The organism is uncultured Methylobacterium sp., from assembly GCF_964242245.1.
GTDB lineage: Bacteria > Pseudomonadota > Alphaproteobacteria > Rhizobiales > Beijerinckiaceae > Methylobacterium.
The window spans coordinates 1-6,250 of sequence record NZ_CAXTBY010000165.1 but is presented as its reverse complement, the minus strand read 5'-3'; the positions used below and the strand labels follow the sequence as shown (position 1 = coordinate 6,250).

Sequence of the window (6,250 nt, the reverse complement as noted above, 5' to 3'; positions counted from 1 at the left end):
CGAGCCACGCGAAGTCGGGCACCAGCCTCTCGGCGATCGCCGCAACCGGCCCGGCCGCCAGCCGGGCCGCGAGATCGGCGCGAAATCCCGCCCCGGCCATCAGCCGCTCTCCCGCCGCGGCCCGTCAGCCGCCGACCGCCTCGCCGCTGCGCGCCGCGAAGAGGCGGCGCAGGCCTTCGACATCGCCGAGGTTCCCCGACAGCAGGTCGGTGACGTCGCCCACCACGAGGGCCTTCACGTGGCGGCAGCGCACGCCGTAGCGGCCGGCCGTGCAGGTGCAGCGCATCTGCGGTGTGCCGGACCGATCCTCCACGGTCACCTCGTACCGGCTCCCCGTGCTGCCGCGGACGGTGAAGCGCAACGGGGCAGGTCCCGGCGGCGGGCGAAAGCCTCGCAGCAGACGGTCGGTGATGGCGCCGGCCCGCGGGCGCGGCGCTTGGCCGGCCACGCGCGTCACCGACAGGCCGATCGTCCGCGCGAGCGCGGGCAGGTTCGCGGCGCCCGTCTCCCGCATGGCGGCGAGCGCGATCTCGGCACAGGCATAGGCGTCCTCGCCCGCGTCGTGGTGCTCGAACCGAATGCCGAGCCGTCCCGCGACCTTGCCGAGGCCGCAGCCGCCGGGGTCCGGAAACACCTTTCGCGCGATCTGAAGCGTGCAGAAATAGGAGAGCGGCGGCACGGCCAAGCCGCAGGCGGCGAGCGAGGCGCGCAGCACGCCGATGTCGAAGGACGCGTTGTGGGCCAGGATCAGCCCGTCCGTCAGGTCCGGCAGGAACTCCGCCATCACGTCGCCGAAGCCGGGCTGGGCGCGCACGTCCGCCGGCAGGATGCCGTGGACGCGGATGTTGCCGGGCGCGAACCGCAGCTCCGGCGGCCGGATCAGCCGCGAGGCCCGGCGCACCACGCGGCCGTCCGCGATCCAGGCGAGCCCGACCGCGCAGGCGCTGTCGCGCCGCTCGTTGGCCGTCTCGAAGTCGAGGGCGACGACGGTCATGCGCTTCGAGCACCACGACGCGGCTCTCTCTCCCAGGGGGAGAGGGCTGGGGTGAGGGGCGTGCGTCGTCCGGAAAGCTCACACCCCTCATCCTGTCCTTCTTCCCATGGGAGAAGGGATGGGTGAAGGGACCCGTGCGTCCCCGATGATCGAGGCGGGACGGGCGACACTGGCATCGGACTGAAGCCGCTCATGGCTCCCGGTCTATGACCGGCCCGGGCGCGCTTCAAGCGTCCGCGACCATCGCGAGCCATGCCTCCTCCGAGACGACTGCCACCCCATGCGTCTCGGCATCCTTGAGCTTGGAGCCGGCGCCGGGCCCGGCCACGACGAGGTCGGTCTTGGCCGAGACCGAGCCCGAGACCTTGGCGCCGAGCCGCTCGGCGACCGCCCTGGCCTCGTTGCGCGTCATCCGCTCCAGCGTTCCCGTGAACACGACGGTCTTGCCGGCGAACGCCGCGGCCTGCGCGGCGGCCGCCATGGGTTCGACCGAGACCTCGTCGCGCAGCGCCTGGACGGCGGCAGCGTTGTGCGGCTCGGCGAAGAAGGCGATCAGCGAATCGGTCGCCACCGGGCCGATCTCGCTGTCGTCGGCGAAGACCCGGTAGGCGTCGCCGGGGCGCTGGTCCGCGGCCTTCGCAATCGCTTCATGGATCGCGGCCTCGCTGCCGTAATGGCCGAGCAGGCTCGCGCGCTGGCTCGTGCTGAACCGGATTTTCGCCGCGGCTTCGGACTCGGGTTCCGCGGCATCGCCCGCGGTCTCCCCGGGCAGGCCGGCCTCCAGCAGGCGGTCGCGGGTGGTCGGCCCGATCCGCGGCACGGCCGAGAATTCGATCCAGTCCGCGCCGGCCCGCGCGCCCGCCGCGGCAGTGACGGCAGCGACCAGGGCGGACATGTCGGAGAACCGCTTGGCCAGGGCCTTGGCGGTCGACTCGCCGATATCGGGAATGCCCAGCGCGAACAGGAAGCGGTTCATCGGCAGGGTCCGGCGGTCGGCGACCGCCGCCAGCAGGTTGTGGATCGCCTTGTCCTCCTCCTCGCCCTTCTTCTTCGTCGGCTTCTTGGGCGCGGGGACGCCCTCGGCACGGCGTTCCGCGGACAGGGCCTCGCGCCGCGCGACGATCGCCGCCTTGAGGCGCTCGAAATCGAGGCGGAACAGGTCGGCCGGCTGGCGCACGAGGCCGGCCTCGAACAGCACCTCGATGTAGGTCTGCCCGAATCCCTCCAGGTCGAAGCCGTTGCGCGAGACGAAGTGCTTCAGCCGCTCCACCCCTTGCGCCGGGCAGATCAGGCCGCCGGTGCAGCGGCGCACCGCGTCGGGCTTGCCGGTGCGCGGGTTGATCTCGCGCACCGCCCGGCTGCCGCAGGCCGGGCAGGTCTCGGGGAAGACGAACGGCGTCGCATCCGCCGGGCGCTCGTCGAGCACCACGTCCATCACCTTGGGGATGACGTCGCCCGCCCGCAGCACGATCACCGTGTCGCCGACGCGGATGTCGCGGCCCTCGCGGATCGGCTCGCCGTCGCCGCCGACCCCCCTCACGTAGCCCTCGTTGTGGAGCGTGGCGTTCGAGACCACGACGCCGCCGACCGTCACCGGCCGCAGGCGGGCGAGCGGATTGAGCGAGCCGGTGCGCCCGACGTTGATGTCGATGCCCTCGACCACGGTGCGAGCCGCCTGCGCCGCGAACTTGTGGGCGAGCGCCCAGCGGGGCGAGCGCGAGACGAAGCCGAGGCGGCGCTGGAGGGCGAGATCGTCGACCTTGTAGACGACGCCGTCGATGTCGTAGCCGAGCCCCGACCGCGCCGCCTCGATGTTTTGGTAGTGCGCGATCATCTCCGCCGCGGTTTCGCAGGTCACGGTGCGCGGGTTCACCGGCAGGCCCCACGCCGCAAAGCGCCCCAGCACGGCCGATTGCGTGCCCTCGAACGGCGGCACGACCTCGCCCCAGGCATACGCGAAGAACTTCAGCGGGCGCGCCGCCGTGATGCTCGGATCGAGCTGGCGCAGCGAGCCGGCCGCCGCGTTGCGCGGGTTGGCGAACAGCGCCTTGCCGGCAGCCTCCTGGCGCGCGTTGATCGCGGCGAAATCCGCGTGCGAGAGGTAGACCTCGCCGCGCACCTCGCAGACCGCCGGCCAGCCCGTGCCGGCCAGCGCCTGCGGGATGTCGCGAACCTCGCGGGCGTTGGCGGTGACGTTCTCGCCGGTCTCGCCGTCGCCCCGCGTCGCCGCGGTGACGAGGCGTCCGGCCTCGTAGCGCAGCGACAGCGACAGCCCGTCGATCTTCGGCTCGGCGGTGAAGGCGAGGACCTCATCGGCCGGCCGGTTGAGGAAGCGGCGCACGCGGGCGACGAACTCCTCGACCTCCGCGTCGGTGAACGCGTTGCCGAGGGAGAGCATCGGCACGGCGTGGCGCACCTTGGCGAACTTTTCCGAGGGCTTGGCGCCGACGGACGCGCTCGCCGCGCCGGTCCCGGCAAGCTCCGGGAAGCCGGCCTCCAGCGTCTCCAGTTCCCGGCGCAAGCGATCGTAGGCCGCGTCCGAGATCTCGGGGGCGTCCTCCTGGTGGTAGAGCCGGTCGGCCTCCGCGATCTCCGCCGAGAGGGCGGCGTGGCGGGCGCGGGCCGCGTCCGCGTCGAGGGGGTCTGGCTGGGGCTCGGACATCGTCGAAGGGGTTTTCGCGGGGTTCGGCCGGGGCTTCTACCGCATCCGGCCGCAAGGGTGAGCCCCGGCGCGTGCGGCGTCCCGCGCATTTGGCGGGGTTGGTTCACGACCCGTCCGGGCCGTCGCGAGCGGCATCCTTCGGGACGATCAGGCCGGGACGCCGGACCAGCGCGGCGCTCGCGAGGAGGACGAGGGCGGCCAAGCCCGCGACGGCCGACAGCGGCAGGATCCTCGCAACGAGACCCGACGCCGCACCGCCCGCGACCGAGCCAAGGTTCATCACGGCCATGAACACCTCGAATTCGGTCGCGGCGCCCGCGCGCCCGCGGCTCGCCCGCATCAGGGCCGGCACCAGGGCGACGACGAGGAGGCCCGGCAGCACGCTGGTGAGGCCGAGGATCACGGGACCGGCCGGCCCCGCAAGCCCCGCCGCGATCAGGCCGGCGGTGACGGCAAAGGCCGCAGCACTCGCCAGGAACAGGGTGCGGAGCGCCGGCAGCGGACCGGACCGGTCGCACCACAGCCCGATGCCGAGGGCGCCGAGCGTGCCGCCCGCGAGCGCGAGGCCGGCCTGGAGGCGCGACAGGCCGGCGGCGTCCCAGCCCTGCGCCTGGACGAGATCGACCGAGAACGGCACCTCGAACAGGGCTAGCGCCCCGTCGATCGAGACGCACAGGGCGATCAGCCGCAGGGCGCTCGGGCGGCGCAGGCCGAGCGCGAGCCGCCGCAGGAAGCGCCCGAACGGCAGCGCCTCCGCCGCCTCGCGCCCGCGCCGCGCCAGCGAGACCAGGGCGTCGCCCGGCCCCTCGCGCACCAGCAGCACCGGCAGGCTCGCGGCGACGCCGGCCGCGAGCAGCCAGCGGACGCTGACCGTGAATCCGTACGCCGCCAGCATCCAGCCGAACAGCCCGGCGCTGAGGCTGGTGCCGGTGACGAAGCCAGCCCGCGTGCAGGCGCTCATGCGGCCGAGTTCCCCCTCCGGCACGTGGTCCATCACCATGCGGTCGCAGGCGGTATCGAGCAGCGCGGCGAACAGGCTGTGGCCGAGGAAGACGAGGCCGAGGGGCCCGAGCGCCGCTTCGTTCGGCACCAGCAGCAATCCGCAGAGCGCCGCGTGGCAGCCGAGGACGGCCAGCACGCTCCAGACCCGTCGGCGCCCCATCGCCGCGCCGCTCGCCCGGTCGACCAGCGGCCCCCACAGGATCGGCTGCACCGTCCAGGGCAGGCCCGCCACCGCGAAGTGGACGCCGACCTCCGTCGCCGACACGCCCTGCCCGGCGAGATGGTTGGCGAGCGCGGTGAGCGAGAACCCGGCGATCAGCCCCTGGTAGAAGTAGGTCGCAAAGAACACGCCGTAGCGGGCCGGCCGGCTCCGAAGGGTCGGCAACAGGCGGCTCCGACGCGGCGCAATCGGACATGGCGCGCCGCTCAAGCGGGGCGCCGCTTGCGGGGCCGCGCCGTCCGGTCGATCCTCGCGCCCCGTCGCTCGTGAAGGCCGCTCATTGCCCACGCATCCGCTCGACCCATCCCGCGATCATCCTAGGCCGGGATTTTCGGACACGCTCGCGATTCCTGCCCGCCATCCCGGCTTGGGTGCTTCGGCCGCCGGACGCCATCGGCGGTCACGCGCGTCCATGCCGCGCCGGGTCCGGCATGCGCGGCGCGGCCGGCGATGAGCGGTGCGGCATGGGCGGTGACGGAGCCGGGTCCCGCCGCGGAAAACCGCGTCTGGACCGTCGACCTCGCCCTGTCCGAGGCGCGGCTTGCCTGCTGCGCGGCCCTGCTGTCGCCGGAGGAAGCCGCGCGTGTCGACCGCTTCCTGCGGCGGGAGGACGGGGACCGCTACCGGGCGAGCCACGCGGCCCTGCGCCTGATCCTGGCCGCCGCCCTCGACGCCGCCCCGGCGGAGATCGCCTTCACGACCGGGCCGGCCGGGAAGCCGGAGCTGGCCGGGCGCCTCGCGGGCGCGCTGCGGTTCAACCTGTCGCATTCGGGCACGCGCGCCCTCGTCGGCGTCGCGCGGCGGACCGCGATCGGCGTCGACGTGGAGGCGCTGCGCCCGATCCCGGACGCTCTGCGGATCGCGCGCGCGCACTTCTCCGCTCAGGAGGTTGCGGCGCTGGCGGCCGCACCGCGGAGCGCGATCGAGGCCTGCTTCACCGGGCTGTGGACCCGCAAGGAGGCGGTGGTGAAGGCGCTGGGCGCCGGCCTGTCGCTGCCGCTGGACCGCTTCACCCTGACCCTTCCGCCCGCGGCCCCGCGACTCCTCGCGATCGCCGACGACGCGCCGGAGGCTTGGAGTCTGCACCACCTCGAACCCGGTCCGGGCACCGTCGGCACCGCGGCCCTGCGGGCGGCGGACGCAGGGGTCGCGCTCTGCGCGCTCGCGCCGACGTGGCCGGACAGGCCGACCTGACGCGGGCCCGCACCGGCCCGGCCCGAGAGCGCGCTTGCGGGCTGCCCAGCCGCCCGCTATACACCCGCTGCCGACGACGCCATCGGCCTTCGGAGTGTAGCGCAGTCTGGTAGCGCACCACGTTCGGGACGTGGGGGTCGCAGGTTCAAATCCTGCCACTCCGACCAAAATTCCCGAG

Annotated in this window: 4 protein-coding genes and 1 tRNA gene; 2 read left to right on the top strand and 3 right to left on the bottom strand. The window is 74.0% G+C overall.

All coding sequences use genetic code 11. The annotated features are described in order from the left end of the window. Window positions 1-124: 124 nt before the first annotated feature. The 3 genes from ACFE8Y_RS20345 to ACFE8Y_RS20335 all read right to left on the bottom strand — a co-directional run bounded on the left by ACFE8Y_RS20345 (window position 125) and on the right by ACFE8Y_RS20335 (window position 5,043). On the bottom strand, window positions 125-994 hold the full coding sequence (locus tag ACFE8Y_RS20345; RefSeq protein ID WP_375466188.1) for a 3'-5' exonuclease: 870 nt from the start codon (window positions 992-994) through the stop codon (window positions 125-127). 226 nt (window positions 995-1,220) lie between these two features. Next, on the bottom strand, window positions 1,221-3,656 hold the full coding sequence (ligA, locus tag ACFE8Y_RS20340; protein WP_375466187.1) for an NAD-dependent DNA ligase LigA: 2,436 nt from the start codon (window positions 3,654-3,656) through the stop codon (window positions 1,221-1,223). A gap of 103 nt (window positions 3,657-3,759) precedes the next feature. After that, window positions 3,760-5,043 carry an MFS transporter gene (locus tag ACFE8Y_RS20335; protein ID WP_375466186.1) on the bottom strand — a complete coding sequence of 428 codons (1,284 nt, stop codon included), beginning with the start codon at window positions 5,041-5,043 and terminating at the stop codon, window positions 3,760-3,762. A gap of 285 nt (window positions 5,044-5,328) precedes the next feature. On the opposite strand from ACFE8Y_RS20335, the gene ACFE8Y_RS20330 reads away from it, so the two are divergent. Next, window positions 5,329-6,072 carry a 4'-phosphopantetheinyl transferase family protein gene (locus tag ACFE8Y_RS20330; RefSeq protein WP_375466185.1) on the top strand — a complete coding sequence of 248 codons (744 nt, stop codon included), beginning with the start codon at window positions 5,329-5,331 and terminating at the stop codon, window positions 6,070-6,072. Window positions 6,073-6,162: 90 nt separating this feature from the next. Beyond that, window positions 6,163-6,239, top strand: a tRNA-Pro gene (locus tag ACFE8Y_RS20325). The last annotated feature ends 11 nt before the right edge of the window (window positions 6,240-6,250 follow it).